Annotated in this window: 28 protein-coding genes; 2 read left to right on the plus strand and 26 right to left on the minus strand. The window is 46.2% G+C overall.

The genetic code is table 11. The features are described 5' to 3' along the window. Positions 1-297 precede the first annotated feature (297 nt). The gene (locus ABRS97_RS26965) at positions 298-564 is read right to left on the minus strand and encodes a LexA family transcriptional regulator (protein ID WP_367819228.1); all 267 of its coding nucleotides are present in this window, start codon (positions 562-564) and stop codon (positions 298-300) included. A gap of 171 nt (positions 565-735) precedes the next feature. On the opposite strand from ABRS97_RS26965, the gene ABRS97_RS26970 reads away from it, so the two are divergent. Together ABRS97_RS26970 and ABRS97_RS26975 are read left to right on the plus strand one after the other, a co-directional pair. Next, entirely contained in the window at positions 736-924 is a 189-nt protein-coding gene (locus ABRS97_RS26970) for a type II toxin-antitoxin system HicA family toxin (protein WP_367819230.1), read from the plus strand. Positions 925-953: 29 nt separating this feature from the next. Further along, positions 954-1,370, plus strand: coding sequence for a type II toxin-antitoxin system HicB family antitoxin (locus ABRS97_RS26975; protein ID WP_367819232.1), 417 nt, complete (start codon positions 954-956; stop codon positions 1,368-1,370). A gap of 60 nt (positions 1,371-1,430) precedes the next feature. Here the strand turns inward: ABRS97_RS26975 and ABRS97_RS26980 are convergent, their stop codons facing one another. Genes ABRS97_RS26980 through ABRS97_RS27100 form a run of 25 tightly spaced genes read right to left on the minus strand, consistent with a single transcriptional unit; the run spans position 1,431 to position 18,023 of the window. Then, positions 1,431-2,798 carry a polysaccharide deacetylase family protein gene (locus ABRS97_RS26980; protein ID WP_367819234.1) on the minus strand — a complete coding sequence of 456 codons (1,368 nt, stop codon included), beginning with the start codon at positions 2,796-2,798 and terminating at the stop codon, positions 1,431-1,433. Between the two features lies 1 nt (position 2,799). After that, positions 2,800-3,267 carry a hypothetical protein gene (locus ABRS97_RS26985; protein WP_367819236.1) on the minus strand — a complete coding sequence of 156 codons (468 nt, stop codon included), beginning with the start codon at positions 3,265-3,267 and terminating at the stop codon, positions 2,800-2,802. Positions 3,268-3,285: 18 nt separating this feature from the next. Then, positions 3,286-3,972 (minus strand): glucosaminidase domain-containing protein, encoded by a 687-nt coding sequence (locus ABRS97_RS26990; protein WP_367819238.1) that lies wholly within the window; start codon positions 3,970-3,972, stop codon positions 3,286-3,288. Further along, entirely contained in the window at positions 3,972-4,469 is a 498-nt protein-coding gene (locus ABRS97_RS26995; protein WP_367819240.1) for a phage holin family protein, read from the minus strand. Before ABRS97_RS26995 ends, ABRS97_RS26990 begins: the two co-directional genes overlap by 1 nt. Before the next feature lie 58 nt (positions 4,470-4,527). Then, positions 4,528-4,665 (minus strand): XkdX family protein, encoded by a 138-nt coding sequence (locus ABRS97_RS27000; RefSeq protein ID WP_367819242.1) that lies wholly within the window; start codon positions 4,663-4,665, stop codon positions 4,528-4,530. An 11-nt stretch (positions 4,666-4,676) separates the two neighbouring features. Further along, on the minus strand, positions 4,677-4,973 hold the full coding sequence (locus tag ABRS97_RS27005) for a hypothetical protein (protein WP_367819244.1): 297 nt from the start codon (positions 4,971-4,973) through the stop codon (positions 4,677-4,679). 20 nt (positions 4,974-4,993) lie between these two features. Then, a complete protein-coding gene (locus ABRS97_RS27010) occupies positions 4,994-6,304 on the minus strand; it encodes a hypothetical protein (RefSeq protein ID WP_367819246.1) in 1,311 nt (436 codons plus the stop codon). A 13-nt stretch (positions 6,305-6,317) separates the two neighbouring features. Continuing rightward, positions 6,318-6,959 carry a hypothetical protein gene (locus ABRS97_RS27015; RefSeq protein ID WP_367819248.1) on the minus strand — a complete coding sequence of 214 codons (642 nt, stop codon included), beginning with the start codon at positions 6,957-6,959 and terminating at the stop codon, positions 6,318-6,320. Further along, a complete protein-coding gene (locus tag ABRS97_RS27020; RefSeq protein ID WP_367819250.1) occupies positions 6,956-8,131 on the minus strand; it encodes a baseplate J/gp47 family protein in 1,176 nt (391 codons plus the stop codon). The genes ABRS97_RS27015 and ABRS97_RS27020 overlap by 4 nt, the downstream gene beginning before the upstream one ends. After that, the gene (locus ABRS97_RS27025; protein WP_367819252.1) at positions 8,118-8,465 is read right to left on the minus strand and encodes a contractile injection system sheath initiator; all 348 of its coding nucleotides are present in this window, start codon (positions 8,463-8,465) and stop codon (positions 8,118-8,120) included. The genes ABRS97_RS27020 and ABRS97_RS27025 overlap by 14 nt, the downstream gene beginning before the upstream one ends. After that, positions 8,447-8,839 (minus strand): Gp138 family membrane-puncturing spike protein, encoded by a 393-nt coding sequence (locus ABRS97_RS27030; protein WP_367819254.1) that lies wholly within the window; start codon positions 8,837-8,839, stop codon positions 8,447-8,449. Before ABRS97_RS27030 ends, ABRS97_RS27025 begins: the two co-directional genes overlap by 19 nt. Continuing rightward, the gene (locus ABRS97_RS27035; protein ID WP_367819256.1) at positions 8,836-9,624 is read right to left on the minus strand and encodes a phage protein; all 789 of its coding nucleotides are present in this window, start codon (positions 9,622-9,624) and stop codon (positions 8,836-8,838) included. The genes ABRS97_RS27030 and ABRS97_RS27035 overlap by 4 nt, the downstream gene beginning before the upstream one ends. Then, on the minus strand, positions 9,617-9,934 hold the full coding sequence (locus ABRS97_RS27040) for a phage baseplate plug family protein (RefSeq protein WP_367819258.1): 318 nt from the start codon (positions 9,932-9,934) through the stop codon (positions 9,617-9,619). Before ABRS97_RS27040 ends, ABRS97_RS27035 begins: the two co-directional genes overlap by 8 nt. A gap of 9 nt (positions 9,935-9,943) precedes the next feature. Then, positions 9,944-10,435, minus strand: coding sequence for a phage baseplate protein (locus ABRS97_RS27045; protein ID WP_367819260.1), 492 nt, complete (start codon positions 10,433-10,435; stop codon positions 9,944-9,946). Between the two features lie 4 nt (positions 10,436-10,439). Further along, the gene (locus tag ABRS97_RS27050) at positions 10,440-12,569 is read right to left on the minus strand and encodes a phage tail tape measure protein (protein ID WP_367819262.1); all 2,130 of its coding nucleotides are present in this window, start codon (positions 12,567-12,569) and stop codon (positions 10,440-10,442) included. 51 nt (positions 12,570-12,620) lie between these two features. After that, the gene (locus tag ABRS97_RS27055; RefSeq protein ID WP_367819264.1) at positions 12,621-12,806 is read right to left on the minus strand and encodes a hypothetical protein; all 186 of its coding nucleotides are present in this window, start codon (positions 12,804-12,806) and stop codon (positions 12,621-12,623) included. Further along, a complete protein-coding gene (locus ABRS97_RS27060; RefSeq protein WP_367819266.1) occupies positions 12,793-13,080 on the minus strand; it encodes a hypothetical protein in 288 nt (95 codons plus the stop codon). The genes ABRS97_RS27055 and ABRS97_RS27060 overlap by 14 nt, the downstream gene beginning before the upstream one ends. A 13-nt stretch (positions 13,081-13,093) precedes the next feature. After that, positions 13,094-13,489 (minus strand): phage structural protein, encoded by a 396-nt coding sequence (locus tag ABRS97_RS27065; protein ID WP_367819268.1) that lies wholly within the window; start codon positions 13,487-13,489, stop codon positions 13,094-13,096. Positions 13,490-13,501: 12 nt separating this feature from the next. After that, positions 13,502-14,515 carry a DUF3383 family protein gene (locus ABRS97_RS27070; protein ID WP_367819270.1) on the minus strand — a complete coding sequence of 338 codons (1,014 nt, stop codon included), beginning with the start codon at positions 14,513-14,515 and terminating at the stop codon, positions 13,502-13,504. 5 nt (positions 14,516-14,520) lie between these two features. Further along, positions 14,521-15,000 carry a phage neck terminator protein gene (locus ABRS97_RS27075; RefSeq protein WP_367819272.1) on the minus strand — a complete coding sequence of 160 codons (480 nt, stop codon included), beginning with the start codon at positions 14,998-15,000 and terminating at the stop codon, positions 14,521-14,523. Continuing rightward, positions 14,984-15,331, minus strand: a complete 348-nt coding sequence (locus ABRS97_RS27080) for a hypothetical protein (protein WP_367819274.1) — start codon at positions 15,329-15,331, stop codon at positions 14,984-14,986. The genes ABRS97_RS27075 and ABRS97_RS27080 overlap by 17 nt, the downstream gene beginning before the upstream one ends. 7 nt (positions 15,332-15,338) lie before the next feature. Continuing rightward, positions 15,339-15,812, minus strand: a complete 474-nt coding sequence (locus ABRS97_RS27085; protein WP_367819275.1) for a phage virion morphogenesis protein — start codon at positions 15,810-15,812, stop codon at positions 15,339-15,341. After that, positions 15,812-16,393, minus strand: coding sequence for a phage head-tail connector protein (locus ABRS97_RS27090; protein ID WP_367819277.1), 582 nt, complete (start codon positions 16,391-16,393; stop codon positions 15,812-15,814). Before ABRS97_RS27090 ends, ABRS97_RS27085 begins: the two co-directional genes overlap by 1 nt. Next, complete coding sequence (locus ABRS97_RS27095; RefSeq protein WP_367819279.1) at positions 16,368-16,751, minus strand: hypothetical protein; 384 nt, start codon at positions 16,749-16,751, stop codon at positions 16,368-16,370. The genes ABRS97_RS27090 and ABRS97_RS27095 overlap by 26 nt, the downstream gene beginning before the upstream one ends. A gap of 21 nt (positions 16,752-16,772) precedes the next feature. Continuing rightward, a complete protein-coding gene (locus ABRS97_RS27100; RefSeq protein ID WP_367819281.1) occupies positions 16,773-18,023 on the minus strand; it encodes a phage major capsid protein in 1,251 nt (416 codons plus the stop codon). Position 18,024 lies beyond the last annotated feature (1 nt).

Consider the following 18,024-nt stretch of genomic DNA (forward strand, 5'->3'; position numbering starts at 1 on the left):
ATTTGAACCTGCGGCCTTCGGGTTATGAGCCCGACGAGCTACCGGGCTGCTCCACCCCGCGTCAGTAAAATGATTTAAATCGGATGTTATGGTGAACGCTGACGGGATCGAACCGCCGACCCTTACCCTGTCAAGGTGAGTTTCGGCTTAGGAACCAAACTGTCATAGTGGGTAATATACAGGAAAATAGGACGGTGTGCAAGCCCTAATATTAAAAAATGTTAAATGATGAGTAAGTCTCTGAGAAGATCGGTCCCCAAGCCGTCCCCAGTTTGTCCCCATGAAATAAACACATAATTATAGATAGTGATTGTCATAATTATTTGATGAAATACTAGGTTGTATAGGCTCATCTTCCCAACCTCGAATGATTTTTATGGTTTCCACAAATGCACCATCCCATTCAATAAATCCTGCTTTTTTTAATTTGTTCAAAATAAATTTTATTTCGTTCTCGTGCTTGCCTGTCTTAATCCGAATTTCTTTTAGTGTCGGCATCCAACGATGCTGGATAGAATAGTTCCAAAGAATCCGCAACACTTTTCGTTCAATATCCCGCAGCATAATATCACCTCGAAATAATTATATACGAACAATATGCGAACAGAAAGACTAAGAACACCGCTTAACTATAAGTAAATCTATAAAGAAAATTTACATGCATTAATTACACGCATAATTAAGTTGACACGTATAATTTATGCGTGTTATAATAAAGATAGAAAGGAGGACGAAATGAAAAGTTTTTCATCTAGGGAACTAATCAAACTTGCAGAATCAAAAGGTTGGAGGTTAACTTCAATCGAAGGCAGTCATCATCATTTTAAACACCCAACCCACAAGAACAAACTAACAATTCCACACCCTAGAAAAGACTTTAAACCAAAAACACTAAAAAATATTCTAAAGGATATGGAGCCGTAAGGCTCCTGTCCGAAAGGAGCAAATATAGATTGGATAGATATGTATATCCCGCATTGTTTGAATCAGAGGAAGGCGTTGTTGGCTACACAGTTTCATTTCCTGATCTACCCGGATGCCATTCAGAAGGAGATTCATTGGAAGAGGCTTTAAGTATGGCGAAAGAAGCTCTAGGACTACACCTATACGGCATGGAGGAAGACAAAGACGAAATTCCAACTCCATCTAGCCCCGGCTCCCTTCATCCCGTAGAAGGTGGGTTTTATACTCTTATTGAGGTCAGAACAGGACTTATACGCGACAAGCAGCTCAATAGGTCTGTAACAAAGAACGTTACACTTCCGCGTTGGCTTGAAATGGAAGCGACAGCAGCTCAGCTGAATTATTCACAAGTCCTCCAACATGCCTTAAAGCAAGAACTTGGGATTGTTGAAAAACTGCAAAAGTAGTTTGCTTAGAAAAATGCAAAAAAAGCCCGCTGGATCTAAGATCGCCGCGGGCTTTTTGGTCTATACTTTTGGTATTTTAACATCTTGCCAATCTATGCCGTACCCTGCTCCAGCAGCAGAACCAGATCGACCTATGCTGATTTTAAGGAACGATTTGACTGGAGGAATCGTGAACGGAAGGTTAATCCTCGTCCAAGTATTTGGTACCGAGATATCGATGTAGCTGCCGCCTTGCACGTCGAGAATATTAACTGCACCATCGGTTTGTAATAAGACTCGAATCTTTTGGGTGCCTGCTCCATTGGAGCGAGCCAATGCAGTGTAGAGGAACGTCTCTCCTGCGTAAGCTTGAATACCGTCGATTTGCCCGACAATCATTCCCGATGTGGAGTCAAGCGTGTTGTCCATAGTAAAGTACGCACCGTTGTTGTTGCCGCCAGTTTGCGGGAAGCTCTTGCCTGACCAATTCGATGTTTTAGACCAAAATCCGGGAGCTGCCGTTGTAATCCCAAGGAAATCTCCGTTATTAGCGGTCATTAAATCCACGCGTTGAGTAGAGTACGGATCAGCATAATACAATCCGCTTGGCGTTAACACTTCCAAGGTGCCTGCATCGCGCGCCGCCTTCACGTAATCAAACAATGCTTGCAGGTCAGAAAGATTGATCCAGTTCGGATTGCTGGCATTAGCATAATCCACCATCTGGGGATGGATAAGAAAGCAGACCCCTTGTTTATATTTGACGCACTGATCCACATAACTCTTCATCTTGACAAGCCATTGCGCACTTGTACCCGTTGGGAAAGGAGTTATGGTTCCGTGGTTCCCTCCCAAAAATCTGCCTGTCGGTAAATAACGAACCTCCGGCCCCATGTATGCTTCGGCAAGTGCATAGTTTTCACTGATAAGCCGCCCTGCATCCGAATACCAGTTGGCCGGGTCATTACTATTGTCTATGTTATTATAGAGTCCTCCTGGAGCCCCAACCTGCGCCCACCCTTGGCATTTGATGCCGTTTGCCTCGATGAGCTGCTTAGATACGATAATCTCCTGCGTCAATTGATCGATTGTCATTGGCGTTATGTGATCGTAGCCATGTGACCAATACTCGCATCCATAGCGTTGGTTTAACTGCTGCATGTCCGTCCATGTCAACTTAGGTGCGGTTCCGTTATTAGCGTTATTTAAGTTCGAGATCATCGACATGCTGAATGGGAATCCTCTTGATTTAAACTCCGCTAGTAAATTATTTTTAAGCTTATCTGTACTGTCGTCACAACGGAAAGCAACCGCGCCCTTACCGTTTGTTCCGATCTTCATCCCTTTGGAAATATCCATTTGCTCCCGAAGAATTCTCGGGTAAACATTTCCGTATTTGATCGCATTAATTGCAAGTGCTCTCGCGGTCGCATCTCTATTCGGCTTCATATTATACCTCCACCGTTCCGGTAATGGTTACATCCCCACCTGCCACAGCTCCGATTCTCGTTCGAAAAGAACAACCAGGAGGAATATAAATAGACCAAATTTCTGGCAACGTATCACTACCGCCGGACGATTGCGTTGCAATTTTGGATGGATCGAGAACGCCGAACGCATTGCAAGCTTGGTAAACACCACTTGGGTCGGCAAGCTCAAAATTGATTGTCCGACTTGTGCTAGATCCCCTTATCGTAAAGGTAAGATTACTTCCGGAAGTCGCTGTAAATGTTGTGCCATTTCCAACGGCAGTAGCCGCGTTTTGTAATGCCACTTGAACTGGAGCTGAACCACCACCTAGTAGACTAATTATTTGCTCGATTGAATCAGCTACATTCAGGGTACTTCCGTTCTCCTTTATTTTCCGCCCACTAGAAGCCCCAAAACTATCAATATTATAATTAGATGAATTACCCATGTTCAATCATCTCCCATATTAAATAAGTTTATTTCTGTGAAATACAGTAAGGAGTGCGTAGAAGTCATAGCTTCGGCCATCTGGTGTATCGATTAAACCTGATGACACGGCTGATTCGATCGCCTCATTCGCCCAATCTGGCACTGGCATACTTGCCTTGGCTTTAAGCGCGTTTATCTCCTTGATATGAGCCTCCGCGGTACTCAGCAATGTTTGCACTTGATCTTTTAACTCAATAATTTCCTGAAACATCATATCTGCCTCCTGATCAATTTTTTGTAATCCGTTACTTTCTATGATTTGAATTAGCTTGGATGCATATTGCGGATCAGTAGCATAGCCAGCAGTTTGCAAGGCTTTGGCAGCTCCTGCGTAATCTCGCGCCGCGCAATGGTCGAAGAAGCCAGCGCGTCCATAACGTCCATTTTCACAAAGAAACTGCGAATGATCCTGAATGCTGCCATACCAGTTTTGATAGGCGCGAAAACCTGCATTAATTGTGATCCATTGTCCATTGATGAATTCCTCTGTCGCTTGCGTTGTTCCGCTGCCTTTGATGCCAAATAGATTATTGCCGGGGGCAGATTGCCCCCATGCGCTTTCGAGACACGCTTGAGCAATTGTGATGCTGGCAAGTACACCAGTATTAAGCATGTCCTCTATTGCAGCCGATGCGATTTCATTGATAAATGATCGCTTGCTCATTACTGACCATCCTTCTGGCGCTGCGCCCTATCGATCTTGGCTTTTATTTCAGAGCTGACAAAGTTAGTAACACTTTTAGGAATCCATCGCTCCCACCCTGCGCGATAAGCGTTAGCGGTCATACTCTCCCATGTGTGGTAAGCCAACATGATCGTAATTGCATAGAAGGCATAGCCTGGTTGACTAATTCCGAAAACTATAAACGATACCTTGTCCAGCAGCCAGCCGATAAACGGAATCCAGAGCATCAGCAGAGTGCGGAGTGCACCAGAAATGCCGTACTCCGATGAGTATGTGTCGTCTTTCTTGGCAGCTGCAATGCCTGTAATCCAGTCCGCCCCAATGATAGCTAAAAATAAAACGAAAACCCAAAACTTACCATTACCAAATGCCTGTGCAAGATGTGGGCCGATTACAGCCCCAGCAAAAGCAGCTCCAACGTTTGCTGGCTTTGCCAGGGATTCTAGGCTAAGTAGTGATTGTAAGTAGCGATTCATTTATACCTCTTTCCGCCCGTAACAGGCATAAAAATAGCACCGACATAAGTCAGTGCTTCTAAACTACATAATCAATACCTGTAATTTCTTTATATTGCTGTGTTGTAATTTTGTTTTTCACAACAAAAATTTTAAGTCTAATTTGATCATAGTAGCCTGATCCATAGTTTTCTTTACAAATAGTAAACCAATCCATTTCTAATCCTCCTATATTAAGTTATTTTCAACTAAGGCTAAAATGATTTGTGCATTCTGTTGTCTCAGATCTTCCAATTGCTCCACGATAGTTAATTCTCTATCTTCGTATTCATATATTAGCGTGGTTGTTGACTTAGTAATAAAAAGGATGCTTTGTTTTCCTCTTACCTCAACTGGTCGAACTGGCATGTCGGAAACTTGAATAATCGATGGTAAAAATCCAGTTGAAATAGATTGTTCGGAATGATATATTGCCAGAATTCTAGCTTTATCACTTGTTGTATTCTCAGGTAAAACATAATACATTTTTAAAACCTCCTTATAATTTAACCTAGGTAAAATATAGTCAGTACACCGCCAATATCCACACCTGAACTGTAATTAGTTTCGTAAGTAATCCTAGCAATATTACCGATAACGTCTGGTGTAGCTAGATAAAAACTCTTTTGCACACCGTTTGTAGTGCCAATAATAGATGCAGTAGTATAGGCAGGCAATGATGGTATCCTTACAAGTCCTACAGCATCATTTGCATATTCAGTAGGATGCCATACTACCATAATAGGATTTATTCCAAGAGGGTAATATAAATCAAATGTATAACCATTATAGGCATTTATAGTTTGTGTTGGTTTAGTTACTGTATAAGTTTTAAGACCATAAGCACCTGTAACCCCTAGTACATCTACACCATTACGTATGTTGTTTGATGCAAGATCACCATCAGCAGCTTGTAATTGAGCTGTTGTTACTTGTATTTCTGGATATCCTGCACCTGCATTTGTAATATACCCGCCTTGAGGGACGCGTGCATTAATTGCTCCACCTACGTATGCAGCATTTACAGCAGAAGTTAATGCTGCTCTGTTGGACATTGTTCCCGTTGAACCTGCTATGGTTGTATCATTTAAAACTTTGGCAGTATTAAATGTAACAGCAGGTACAGTTATACTTGACCTGTAACCTGCGCCAGAGTTTTGAGTGGAAGCAGATGGTGTGAACGTTTGAGCGCCGAAATCAGTCATACTACCCGTTTTCTTGCCGCTCTTGTAGAACGTCTTTCCTGCCAGTACGTCGCCCACCGCAGCAGTTGCATCCGTACTTATTGCACTAATCTTCGTTGCCATTTGCGCGAATGTGTCGCTTCCACTCGCTACTTGCCCCATGCCAGTAATCGCGCCAGCGACAGCGTTTTTACCGCTACTGACAGAGGACTTTAAAGCATCAATTTCCGATTGTACATTAGTGCTACCTGTCGCCGTTATTTCAGTGGCCGCGTGCGTATGAGTCGATGGAGGGAATGTGCTTGGTTTCCCTGTGATATTACTCCATGTTGGGGCAGTGGGTGTAGGCAAATTATCAATAGCTGTCTTTACAAATGCGGTATTTGCTGCCTGCGTCGTATTCGTGCCTTGAGCTGCTGTTGGAACTTTAGGAATTCCTGTAAATTCTGGCGACTCAATGATCCCACTAATTTTGGCTCGTAATTCAATAAGTACTTTGTAGGTCCGATTAAAAAGCCAGTTAAAGTAACCAGCTGGCGGTTTATCCTCCGGCTGCCAACCTACAGTCTTTTTGGATGCTGGCGGCTCCGTCCCCTCTGCCTGCCATTCTGGTAGTTGCTCATTAAATTCCATAGTAGCCTCCCATCTAAATCGGTAAGTCTGCGTCATCACCTGGGCTATAGGCAGCCCCAAAGTACCCGCCGATTAATTCATTATCATCTGAAAACCCCGCTGTATCACTAGTTTCTGTTTGGGTGCCACTGGCAAACTGAAATGTACCGGTCAGCTCAATGGCGCCCACTCGCACGCCCGCAGCGACCGTCCGCTGCGCGATGCGACCGAACTGCAAAGGCGACATGCCCGCAGCGTTGACCGCTTCGAGCGGCAGCTTGATGACGGATATAGCCGCAGGTTCCGGGATAACCGGGTCACTCCATAATTCCCGAATTTCTATTTCTGACGGCGTGCATGCCAGCGCGGTGGACAATACTCGGATGACGGTGTTTATATCACCCGTGGAAAGGTTCCGCGCAATCTTTGACTTGATGATGATGCGGTATACCTCATCTGTAGCAACCCCCCTCGCTTGCCCCACGTTTTGTCCAATTCGATCTAATGTCGATCCTTGCGCTTGGTCTATGTCTCTCCATGTTCTGACTCGATTCTGTGTCTCTTCCAGCGCTTGTAACTGCTCTGTCAGGATACCGAGCAACTTCCCAAGATTAGAAGTTGGATCTTTAACAAATACGTCAGTCAGTCGCTGCATAATCGTTTGAAGTGTAATCATGCTGCGTGTACCACTTTCACTGTGCTGTATGTGGTCTGCGCGACCTCATTCGGGCTAATAGATAGGTTCACCTGTGTCCAAACGACTCCGTCCCTGCTGATTTCTGGCACTACATCTTCAACGCCCTCGACGGCGTAAGACAGCGCGTAGAGTCGGGAATATACCACATCGGCTCCCATATTAAGTCCAACATAGAGCGTGCCATCCGCATCCTCGCCTCCGATATAGCGGATCGCTGCTGTGATGAGCTGGGCGTCCCCATCACTTGGATAACTCGTATTGACCTTTACAGTAAAGCGAAGGTGCGTTGTCACCTCATCAGCACGCGAAAAATACATAGTATGTTCGAATCCAGCGTCATCCTTGACAGTGACAGCTTCGCTGCCGAAAGGCTCAATTCCACCTGCTTTCGTGTCAAAAATAGCCTGCCCGATATCGGCGTTGTTTCCCCCAAGTACGTAAGCCTGGAGGCACTTGGCTGGTCGTCCATTGACAACCGCTGACGTATAATTTTCAACAACAGTAGCTGCCCGTACACCGGGAACACTGAGTAGCGCGGACCGGACCGAACCAACCGTTGCCTTCCCGCGTCCTTCAGATGAGAGTGCGAATCGATCACGAAATTCCTTGTCCGTTTCCTTCTCGCGCCCGCCAGCAGTCTCCGTGGAGTTGATCACGCTGGAGACGTACGCCAAGGGGTTGACAATAGTCGTGATTGTACCCATCACCAGATTACCACTTCGCCCCGGGATAACTGCACGAATGCCAGTCGTTCCGGTACCCGCGTTGCTTAAAGTGACGGCTTCTATTGTTTCAAACACTATGTTTCCTGCTGCTGCACGGTAGCCCGCTTGAATCGTCATTCCTGCTACCCCTGTAATCAACAACATGCCGCTCGCCTGCGTTGCCTGAATACGTGTAATGCCGCCGTACGGTCCTAAGCGATCCAAATTTGCACCTACCGCTGTATTCACATAAGCGCTATTGTATACATCCTCGCTATTCTGCCAAGCCTTTGCCAGGAACCACGCAAACAAGCGCAGCAGGATACCCATAACCGATCGTTCTGATGTATTGATGTTTTGGCCGAATACGTCCTTTGCTTTCATTTCCATTTCGGAGAATAGATCATCGAATCGTTTCCGTTTAAATCCTGCGCTATCCAGTGCCACCCTCTACCACCTCCCCGTTTATTCCCGTCGCCTTGAAAATAACCGAGTTCTGACGGGCTATTGTATCCACGCTTACATCAATCGACTCAATGGTTTCAATACGCGGTTCCTGCCTTAGACCGGTGCGTACCTGTTCTCGAATCGCCTCTTGACTTACGTTCTTCCCATTCATCTGAGCAAAATCAATACCCAGCCCCGGGTTGAGGAACCATTCACCCTGATTTGTACCAAGAATAATCTCGCAGCACTGCGCGAGTTCTATTGCATCATCCACCAGCACAATGTCATTGTCTTCAATGACCAAATCCCCATTTGTTAGTTTAGGAGACTGCATGGCATCACCCCTACAATTACAGCGTCATTGTTGTTATGTGTTCGCTTACTGCTCGGCTGAGCCAAAGTGCCAGCAAGAACGTTTTTTAATTCCTGATCGGTACAAACGACGAGTACCGCATCTCCCTCCCGGAGCGCAGGTTTGTACACTCGCTCTACACCGTCAACAATCATCCGCTGGCCGAGAGCTGGAACATTTTGAATAGGCGAAGGTTCTGCGCCAGACGATGATTTGATCAACGGTTGTACAACAGCCATACATGTTCCCGAGTCGAATGATACGACGCGGCAAGGAAAGGACACATTGAGTGCAGCCAGCGACTTTTCGATGACTCCCAAAATCAGCCCGGCCAGTGCACCTGCTGGATCACTCATGGTAAAATCGCCTCCACTTCTGTCGTAAAATCACCTGAGTTACTGAACTTGTGCGAACCAGATCGTACATGCACACGACCCTGAAATATGGAACTGGTAAGTTCAATGACGGATGCTGTCGTGATTCTATATTGCAATTGGGATTTGATGTTGAATCCCTTGAATGTGTCGTCTTCGAACGGGTCTGGTGAGCCGATAAGTCCGGTACCTGACGAAAGCCAAAAGGCATCATCGGCACCGTACCGCAGATTTCGAATGTAGAGCCTACCCTTATTGACATAAGCAGAAGTGCCGCAATCCGCTGCCAAATCGCTAATCACCTTGGTCACTTCACCACTAGCTGTATAACCTTCTTCATAGCGGTAATCTTGGTTAAGCTCAAACTGAGCCAGCGGAAGTCCCAACTGTACTGCCATATCTTTCAGGATGTAGCTTGCAAGCGAACCGTTTGCATAGGTAATATCAACCTCGCGTTTGGCCAGATCCTCCGAATCAAGGACGTTGATTGTCGTAATACGATCCACGCCTTCTTGCTTCGTGGATACTTTGGAGACGTAACCGTGCAGTATCAACCCAATATCGCCCCGATAACCTGCATTGATCATCGCGATTTGCCCACGCTGCAGCGTTGCAATGGTTTCATAACTCAGATTCCATATCTTGATTTCAGATTCATTTGGCAGCGGATCGTTGTCAAAAGGGACGCTGCCCTCAATCGAAAAGCTGTCACTTGAAAATCCTTTCTGCCCGATCATAACTTCTACCACACGCCCAAAATTAGCCAAGCGATTCACCATCCACATATAAAAATACACTCTCACTAAGTGTCGCCCAAGTCACATCGTTGCTGTTCCCCGATAGGTCATATGGCAATATACGAACGCTTGGGAAGCGTGCATCCGCCACATCCCCGAACAACGGCATACCATACACGATCCGCTCGCCGTGGACTAGCGTCTCCCCGTTCTTGGAAAGATCCGTACTAAAGAAGTCGTAATCACCGTTATAGTGAACTTCAAACGTGAATGTTTCTCCAGCTAGGTTGATGTCAAAACGATACGGGATCAAGCTTTTCTCAATATCAATGTATTCCATGGATTCACCTCATGTTGTTGCCCAGGGGCTGCCAGCCTTAAAGGTTACTTTCTCAACCTTTTCATCAGTCTTCCCTTTGGCTGACTTCGTTTGCTTGGTGCCGGAGCTAACAATAGGTGCCGCCTCCGCACGAATCGGAGCAGGCAAGCTGCCGATGTAAGAGGACTCCGCAATCCCGATTTCCTTCAGCGACATCGAGAACGTGTATCCGTCAGAAACTGTATAGTCGTGTTTCGTTGATAGGCTCTGTATTAATCCTGTGAAATAATTACGCCCATCGAATTCAACGACCGTCCCCGAATCCATAAATCCTTGAAATACCTTTCGAATTTGCGCTGCATCCTCGCCAAGGATGACTCCCGAAATATTCATTGAGCTTGCCTTGCGCTGGACATGGTCTGTCATATTCATGCCATTCTCGACCGGCTGCTCGGTGATATCAACTTCGAAATCCGGCTCTTCCGATTCAACTGTAATATAATAACCGTTTAGGTAAGCCATACAATTAACCTCCGCTTGGCGACACGCGTCGTGACGCACTTGCAATAACATCGTGAATAATATCCTTCACTTGTCCAACAATGCTGCTTCCAAGCTCTTTATCCGTTGGCGTGCCACCTTCTACCTTGACAGTCAGGATCAACTCAATGCGCTGTGAGCTCCCAGCCGTGCTAGAAGAATCACCGGTGGCAACACCCGTTCTGGCAGGCGGTAGGTTTTGAGACTGTGCACTCGTAACTTCGGTAGCAAGATCCGTTGAAGCCTGTGACACCATCGGTCCCGTTCCGGCAATACCATCGGCTAAACCAGCTCCCGTATAATAACCGACTTCCATCATTACGCGAGAAGGCGAATGAATCCCGAGAAAACTTTTGATACCATCGGTTATTCCACTTGCAATGTTGGTCACCGTATCCCACGCCGCACTTGCCATATTACTCATGCCATCAATCAAACCTTGTATGACGTTTTTACCGATCTCAAAGAGGTTAATTCCGCCGAGGAAATTAACGATATTGCTCCAGGTATTCGTAAAGAACTCTCCAACGGATGTGAAAACACTTATGGTAAATGCTTTGATCTCATCCCAATACCCGATAATTAACATGACAAGTGGCGCAATTGGTCCTGTCAGAAGTGCCAGTGCATAAGGCCAATACTCGGAAAAAAAATTGCCTATTGAATTAAAAATCCCGACTACCCAGCCCTTAAATTGATTCCACTTCCCTACAAGCCAATCACTAATGGTTCCCCAGTGTTTGAAGGCATAGATGATACCGATAATCACACCGGCAACGAGCAAACCAATCGCAATAAACGGAAGCCAGGGGGCGACTGCCGCCCAGCCAGCAAGTGCCGCTGCCCATTGGGCTGCAATCCAGACCGTAAAAGCCGGTATTAACGCAAATCCAATGACAGCTGCAAAGCCGGCAAGCGCTGGGCCAATATAATCGAATTTCTCAATGAGAAACGAAACACCCGTTGCGACAACGTCAATTGCCTTGCCAAGTGTCGAACCAATGACATTCCCGACAGCCTCAATTTCTGGTTTATGGCTTGCCATCCACTGGCCGAACTGGTTCAGGTTCGGAAGCAGCTTCTCTCCAATTGGAATAAGAATCCCGACTTCAAGTTGCCGCCCAAATGCATCAAATGCTTGACCAGGAGAACCAAATTTGACTTGGTTGATCTCTTCCATGCTTTTCTTGGTCATGTCAAACTGACTTTGAGCAGTACCCATTGCGGCTATGACAGGTGCTTCCAAGTCTTCAAACTGCGTACCCAAAAGACTTACACCTACGGTATTCCGCTTAACAGGGTCCTCAATGTCAGAAATCATCTGCATAATCTGTGTAAAGGATTTCTTCGCTTCCGGTCCACCAGATGCAAAAGTATGCATCATCTTCTCTGCGTCAAGGCCGAGCATTTGGAAGGCTTGGGTTGAAGTTTTTGACCCGTCCTTCGCTCGGATGTTGAATTCTTTAACAGCGTCCCCAACCTTGTCTAAGTTGAAGGCCCCTGCATCAAGTCCTGCGTTGAAGGTATCAAACATCTCATTTGCCGAAAAGCCAAGTGATTTAAATTGCGGGGCATACTCATTCGCACTATCCAGCAGCTCACCTGATTTGTCGAGACCGTTTTGAGCCCCCTGTGTGAGCAGGGAGAAAGATTGTTCCGAGCTGATCCCGAAATTTTTCATCATCGTATCAGCCGTCTTCACGGAGTCTTTAACTTCGAAAGCGAATGCGTCACGCATTAGTAAGGCTTCTTTCGTTGTCTGCTTCAACTGGTCGCCCGTTTGTTTCGTGAATTGATGCACGGTTGTAATTGTACTGCCAAGGTCGTTCCAATCTTCACCCAAGTTTTGAGCATACAGGTCTTTCGCAATATCCTTCGTTTCCATCATTTGAGCTGCACTAGATCCAGTTGCCATTTGTACTTTAGACATTGCTTTTTCAAATACGCCTGCTGAATGTAAAGATGCAGCCCCGAATCCTGCGAGTGCTGTACCTGCTGCGACTCCAAATCCGATGACTCCAGCTGTTAACAATGAAACCTGCTTATCAGAATCTTTGATTGCTTTATCCTTGACTTTGAAACCAACGGCATACATGAGGTTGCTTATAACACCCATTCGTTGTCCTCCTTTCCTAAGCAAATAGAAAAAGCGCCCGATTGGACGCTTTTATTTAGTAGCCTTCTTTTTTTGGCTTTCAATATGAATGTCTAATGCCGCGTTCGCTTCCATTAGATCATCATGATCCATCTGACTTACATCGCTGTAGGTAACACTCATATCTGACAAGAGCAAGCGCCACATGAGCCAATTTTCCTTGGCGCGACGGATTGCCTCTTGGTTACTGATCGCCATCTTCTTCCTCTTCATCGTCCGTGCCATTCATGAACGAAATGGCCGCGCCCACAACCTCGTTAAACTCGGCCAAGGTTTCAAAGTCTTCTATTTTCATTTTAGGATCGACAACCACATGCGCAAGTACTTCGTCAGCCGCTTTCTCATCCTGCGGAATACCGTATTTGTTCTTCACGCGGTCTTTGATTTTCATAACTGCACGAATGCCCGGGAACTGAAACGTGTAGGTTTTGCCTGTACTTGATGTGAATTTTTTTTGTTTGAAATTGCTCATTGATTATCGTCTCCTATTCCATTTTAAGATCAAGACATTGAAACTCGTATTCACGATCTTCAATTTCACCGCTATATGTTCGTGCTGCTGGCTTTTTCACGAATGCTTCTGTCGCAGAAGATGTTTCGCGCGTTTCTCCTGCATAAACAACTGTGATCGGTACCAGTTTACCGCTGTTAGCCAAACCATCCAGGTAGGACACCTGCGGACTTGTTTGCTGCAACGTGACTTTAATCGTACCGAGCTTATTATTGACCTTGGCACGGGCCGTGTCGCCCTGTGCCCCTACTTTGACATTGAAATTGTCTTCATCCTTCTCAATTTCAACCACATTATCCGAAAATCCGGTCAGGTAAACCCCATCCACAATAACGGAAACGTCTTTTGCATCATACGTTTTATCTGCCATTCTTCAAGCCTCCTATACTTTGATCGTGCCGCGAATCGTTGTTTGATGAATCGCACCGGCTAGATCGAAGCTGAATTTTCCATCGTTATACATCCGCGAAGCCCGATCGGCAGCGTCAACTTCAGAACGACTCTTAAAATCCGTCGCGTACAACCCATTTCCTGTCTCGTCCGCTGCAATAATTCCCTGATTGAAGGCACGCTGTAGTACGGTTTTTACCGTACTTTCTAGTTGAGCAATACCATTGTTGTCATAGGAAATTTTCGGCGCTGCATTCAATAGTTTCTGAACGGCATACTCGACGGATGCACATACATAATCCTTTGCATGAATAATGTCAATGTATTCCCCGCTTACAACTTTCCCTTCACTCGTGACATCGTCTCCAGCTTTAGTGACATACGTGTTTGCTGCTAGTCCGTGGATCTCATTCAGTTCTGTCGCATTCAAACTGACTGGAGAAATACCCGTCAACGTTTTGAACTTCCATGTGACTGAACCGACAGGTGAAGAACCGGCTTTACCGATCCATGCTGCCTCCGGATAATTCGAAATGGTAGTATGGTAAGCAACAGCTGTCCTCGTCCATTTCTTGGCTTTGTATGTGGCGAGGTCCGTCTTGCTATCCGATCGCGTGAAAAACTGGCGCGTCCCATCCAATTCGACCGCGTCCCCAATCTCCAGCACGTCGGCTGAGGTTGCGCTTGTCGAAATAAGGAAATACCAATCTTGCAGGAGAAGAGCCGATAAGGCATCTGCAAGCAATTCAGGCGTTGACCCCGTTTTTCGAGAATATATCGCAATCTCTGCGGGTGCGTCGTCCCCCTGTGCGAAGATCGCCGCCGCTGCCTTGTATTCCTCTGTACTGACGCCGTAGTCCGCTTTCACTGCATCCAGGTCGGCATAGCTCTTGTAAGACTTGCCCCCCGTGCTAGAACCGAGAATAAGCGGTTTGCCGAAGCCTAGCTTTGGTGTCGGCTTTTGAATATCGATTACAACGACTACGTCATTTTTAGTTGCTGCCAATTAGTTCATCTCCTTTGTATTTCCGCTGAATCAATACTATATTCAGAGGTTTGCATGGTATTCATGGTTCTAAACTCCACATCAAACCCGTGTCGGCGCTCCCATTCGCTGCCAATCGCAATGTCTCGGTTCTGAATTGGCCCCACACGGATCACAACCACATTGACGGACGCGCTGAGAATCTCCCGCCCATCTGTCCGCAGCCATTCGCAGACCTTCATAGCGTTTTCGATGCTCTCGTCTTTATAGGCTGCGTAGGAGTGGAACGACACTGTAAATTCAACGGTTTCCGTGAAGGTTTTCATGGCGCCGTCAAATGTTTCAGCGGGCAATCCCTGCACTGTGCCGGGGAATTCAACGAAATCGTAGGTGATATACGGATACGTATCCACGGGTCCGTTATCGTTCATTTCAACAAGAGGCAGCCCTGTCGCAGATACAAGGCCCTGAATGATAGCAGACCGAATACTACGGAAGGGGATCATGTGACGTCACCCTTTTCAAGACAAATTTGTTGGTGTCGCATTGCCCGAAGCGATCGCCGTCCACAATCACGCGGTACTGGCTGCCCTCATACTCCACAATCTGACCATTCTCATGCTTATACGCCGTGTAGAGTACGCGGTCGTCTTCGGTGTACCTTCCACCTTCGCCTTGGATGAGCTTCGCCCCTAGCGGTTGTATAACCCCGCGTAGCGTAGCCCGTTCAGACACCCCTTTGCGGTAAACACCATCAGCATCTCGCCCAGATTGCCCTTGCGAGATAAGTACATAGGCCACTTCATATTTCCTCATGACCGATTGAAACCGAATCATGGCTCCGTCACCTTCCTTTTCTTACTACAACGAAAGTAATGGCTTTGCGCAAATGTTCCTCCATGACGAGGATTTTATTGGAGCCTTTTCGCCTCGCATAAATCGGACTAAGTGGCGGCGATTTGATTTTATCGAAGTTCTTTAGCGTCCGATCTTTGCCCGTTGTGCCAATATCAATAAGCAAACGGCGCGCGTCCCCTTGGTCGTGAACAAGTTCCGTAATTCCTTTGCGCACCAGTTTAGATATGGCTGCCGCTGATTTCTTTTTCCCCGAACCAATGAATGAGCGTGCCGGGATGTTCATTTTCTTTGAACCGTGCTCAAGGATACCCGCAATCATAGCAAGTTCCTCGTCTCCTTCAACCCCGATATGAACCTCCTGCTTTGTCAATCCCTTTATCTTTTTAAGGATAGATGGTAGAAAGGTCGTCTCCGTCACCTCAACGTTAGCACGGCGGCTTCTAGTTCGTTTGGGAGGCATTACACACGCCTACTTACAAAAGGAGAAATCAGTGACTTTACAGCGAGAGGAAGATTTTCTCCATCACTTTGGTACGTCACCGCTAAGTCTCCCACTCGCTCTGACGTAACGCCTGGCGCCCTCATGAGAGTTTGTATGAGTAAGATACATGCCATTTCCAGTGACTTTGGGAGGTTTACGGGTTGTTCCTGAGTTGCTATATCCGGCGTGATATATCCAGCCGTATAACTCGCTTCAATGATATACTCACCTCTAGGCCAACCGCTTTGGCGGTAAAGAATACCGCTATCTGAAAAAAGTTCATAATCCGTCATACTCTCTCCCAAGACGGTAAACGTATCCATTGAATGAACGGGGTACTGCCTGAGAACAAGCTTCGTAAGCGGCTGCAACGAGAACTGAAATGGCTCCTGTAGGGTGCTAAGCTTTTCTGAATGTGATTGCTTTTTAAATATTCGCTTACAGTGTGTTTCGATGATATTGGTTGCCATTTCAATAACAAGTGATATGGCATCATCTTGACTCGTGTCTTCGATGGGTATGGAAAGAAGTGACTTAGCTCGCGCTAGGGTCGTTAGCATCGCTACCGCCTTCTTTCGTAACATTTCCTTGGTCATCTCCATCAAATTGCACGACTGCTTGCTGTAGCTCTTCAAGATATGCCTCTAATGCTTCTTGAGCTTTCTTTTTGCCTTGAATAACTTCACCGTTTGGAAGCCGGTACGCACCCTTGGAAACGAGTTCTAATCCTTCAATTGTCTCAGCATGTTGGTTATTTGCTTCTATATCAGCGATTTTAACAGGAACTTCCTCATACATTTTGGCATATCCGGCTTCAATCCAAGCTTCGGCAACTTCGTCTGAAACTTTTACAAGGTCTTCGGGTTGATAACTATCTGTGGCTGAAGTCATAGAGATAAGCATAACTACGAGTTTCAAATGAAACACCTCCAAAATAAACTAGGTTGCACTGTTGGCATAATAAGACACTGGATTAACACCCGCGTTAATAAAGCGGCCATCTTGACGGAAGAAAAGGACAAAACCGACTTGGAAAGCGTCCATATATTTTTCACCAAAGCGAACCATGATCGGGTTACGTACACGGCGCACCATATAGTTTTTAAAATCGCCAAATACAATGGATTTTGCATTAGCTGCCATTTGAGCCATATCGTTATTGATGGAATAACCGTAACCGTTGATGACATCCGGCTCTTTGTAGGCGATGCCTGGGAGCCAAAGTGGACGACCTTGGGAGTCTTTCAGCTTCTTCAGTGCTTTCAGTGTAGTATCATGGAACATGAATTTAGATTTTTGACGGTAGGCAATATCCACGGAATGCTCTAAATCCACCAAATCGTCAAAAACCACGGATGTTGTTTGCCCAACGATGCCCGTTTTTCCAAGCGCCGCTTGTCCGACGATGCCCTCAGGTTGGCCGGTCCCTGTGCCTGTTGTGAAATGGCCGTTAGCCGCTCTAGCTATCCGTTCGGCTAGTTTGTCTCGAAGCCAAGTTTCGAGATCAAATGCGCTGTCTTGTAGTAACCCAACAGGAACCAAAACAACATCGGATGTGTAGATAAAGGAACCAACGGCTTTTTGACCAAATGTAGGATCTTGATTGTTGTTGACCGCTACGTTCTCACCAATAATTCGCCCGATATTTCCTGTATCGTTACCGGTAGGAATCAGAAGTGTATTTCCTGAATCCGTGTCGATGGTGTTGGCATCCTCGTAAAATGAACTGTAGTATTTCATAGCCGTAACTAAGCTGTTGTAGAAATCAACAGGGATTGTATTTCCGCCTGCTGTTGCCGTTCCTGCCGCAAGTGCGCGCTCTTCCTGTTCAAGCGGTCGATAGCCTGATTGAAGGGCTTGTCGTTCTTCTTGCGTTAATTCATGCATGCCTACTTGTAAGAAACGTTGAAAGGCTTTGCGGTATTCCGGCTTGAGTTTATTCTCTTCGGAATCAGCGGCTGATCTGTTTTCATGACCTTCGAGGGAACGCTGCATATCTTCGAGTTTTTCAAATCGCTCAATTTTTCCGCGAAGCTCGACTTCTTCCGCGATGATGCGGTCAGCTTGCGTGTTTTCTTCTGGCGTCAGTCCACGCTTTTCAAGCGTGCCGCGGTCAAGCAATTCTTGCAATTTTGTAACTAGGTTTGCTCTTTCTCTTCGCAATTCGATAACTGTATGAACATGTGCCATG

The sequence above is a fragment of the Paenibacillus tabacirhizosphaerae genome, from assembly GCF_040812395.1.
In the GTDB taxonomy this organism is placed as follows: domain Bacteria; phylum Bacillota; class Bacilli; order Paenibacillales; family NBRC-103111; genus Paenibacillus_E.